Genomic DNA, 1,739 nt, shown 5'->3' with positions numbered 1-1,739 from the left:
TTTTTTATTCCCATTCCCAGGAAGTCAAGAGGGGGAGTACGGATTAAAATTATATAATAAAAATGCAAGTGAAGCGGAAAATAGGGAAAATTATTTAGTTGCAGCTATCAATGGAATAGTATCTATCGATGCGGTGTATTATCAGAATGGAACATATTCTCCGACTCGAATTACTCTGCGCCGAGGAAAAGAGGTTTCTAGAACAGCTGAGTATGCGGATCAATTTGTCTATCGTCACCCAATGTGCTGGTATGGTTATATATCACGTGTAAACAATACTAGTTTGAGAATAAGTTCTTATTCTATTTATGCAGTAGGTCATGTTAAACCTGGTATTTACGATTTTGTAGCTCCGATATATTTTACTACAGCTCAAACTGCAACTGATGCTCCTCCAGATCTATCTTCAGTTCCTTTTTCATTTGGTAATGGTCCTATTCACGTCTTAAAAACATGTAATGTTTCTCCTGCTAGCTCAACAAACATACAATTTGCTATTCAACTAGCACAAAATTTTAAGTCAGCCAAGTTACTTGAGCAAAGTGTCGCTAGTATGCTTGTCTCTTGTCCTCATTCAGGAAATATGTATGTGACATTAAAACCCTATAATGAGCTAGTCAATGGGAGTAAAACTGGGATGACAATGTTTCCAAGTATCCCTTTGAAAAATAAAGAAGTTGCACCTTATATCACGGTATCTGATGCAACTAAAACAATAACTAATGCAGTATGTAATAACAATTCCTCCGAAGCTTTAGAGTTTTATGCAGGACAACCTTCAGGCAAATATAATGGGGGATCTGTTTATAAGTTATTATCATTCAACCTTTGTGCCAATGGGAATATACCTACGAATACTTATAAAGGAAGTATTGATGTATCGTTCCTGATTGAATGATGTGTTAATTTGATATTCAGAACATTAATAGCGCGCCAAGCACTGTTAAACTTTTAACGTAAAGATAATCACAATATAAAAGTTAATGATATTGTGATTATCAGTTATTTTAAAAATTAGACACCAAAGTTAAAAGTGAGAACAGCTTCACCCATAAAATCTAAGCCATTAGATAAATCTATTCCTTTTTTATTTAATGCGTCTTTGGATAAAAGAAAAGAAGGAATTTTATATACATCTTTAAAAACTGCTTGGAAAACTTCACCTGGAATTAGTGCCAGAGATTCTTTACTAACATTGCCTTTTTGTTGTTCTGATGTCCAACCATTGGTTGCGCCTTTGTATAGAACGTTATAGTAATTTGTCTCTGTGATAGTAACATCATTTGCTCGTGAAATGTACGCTGGTTTACTATCAACAGTCACATCCTCCCACAAAAAAGAGGCTGCTCCAACTGCGGTTTCAGGATTTTCTTTATCAACTAAATGAAACTGTGCTAGCGTATTATTAGCTAATTCCGCACTGTCATAAGTGTCAGATGCAACAAAGGTTAAATATGTTTTAGCATCACATTCAATCGTAACTGTATTTTGGACTATACCGTTAGGATATTCGTAGTTTTTCGATTGAGGGATAAGCGTTGGGCTTATGACTCGGTAATCAAAAATCATATCACTTTGTGTCGCCCCATTAATAGTACAAGTTGGTGGCTTAATATCACCATTGATTTTTAAGTTAGCTACAGGAGCTTTAGCCAATACCGGCGTTGATATTACACTCAGCATAGCAAGACTGAGTAATACTTTTTTCATATCATTATTCCTTTATTCTTTTTTAGAGG

The 1,739-nt window shown here is 34.9% G+C and carries 2 protein-coding genes; one reads left to right on the top strand and one right to left on the bottom strand.

The genetic code is table 11. From position 1 onward, the window contains the following. The coding region (locus AACU95_RS17890; RefSeq protein ID WP_161737133.1) for a hypothetical protein at positions 1 to 898 on the top strand (898 nt) is incomplete at its 5' end. A 116-nt stretch (positions 899 to 1,014) separates the two neighbouring features. Here AACU95_RS17890 and AACU95_RS17885 read toward each other — a convergent pair. Then, positions 1,015 to 1,710 (bottom strand): fimbrial protein, encoded by a 696-nt coding sequence (locus AACU95_RS17885; RefSeq protein WP_012368155.1) that lies wholly within the window; start codon positions 1,708 to 1,710, stop codon positions 1,015 to 1,017. Between the last annotated feature and the right edge of the window lie 29 nt (positions 1,711 to 1,739).

Origin of the sequence: Proteus sp. G4415 (assembly GCF_963896075.1) — a bacterium.
GTDB lineage: Bacteria > Pseudomonadota > Gammaproteobacteria > Enterobacterales > Enterobacteriaceae > Proteus > Proteus mirabilis.
This window is presented reverse-complemented; position numbering and strand designations above follow the sequence as displayed.

Bases quoted from the DNA above. Each gene is read 5' to 3' on its own strand.
- AACU95_RS17885 (WP_012368155.1), bottom strand. From the start codon at position 1,710: ATGAAAAAAGTATTACTCAGTCTTGCTATGCTGAGTGTAATATCAACG.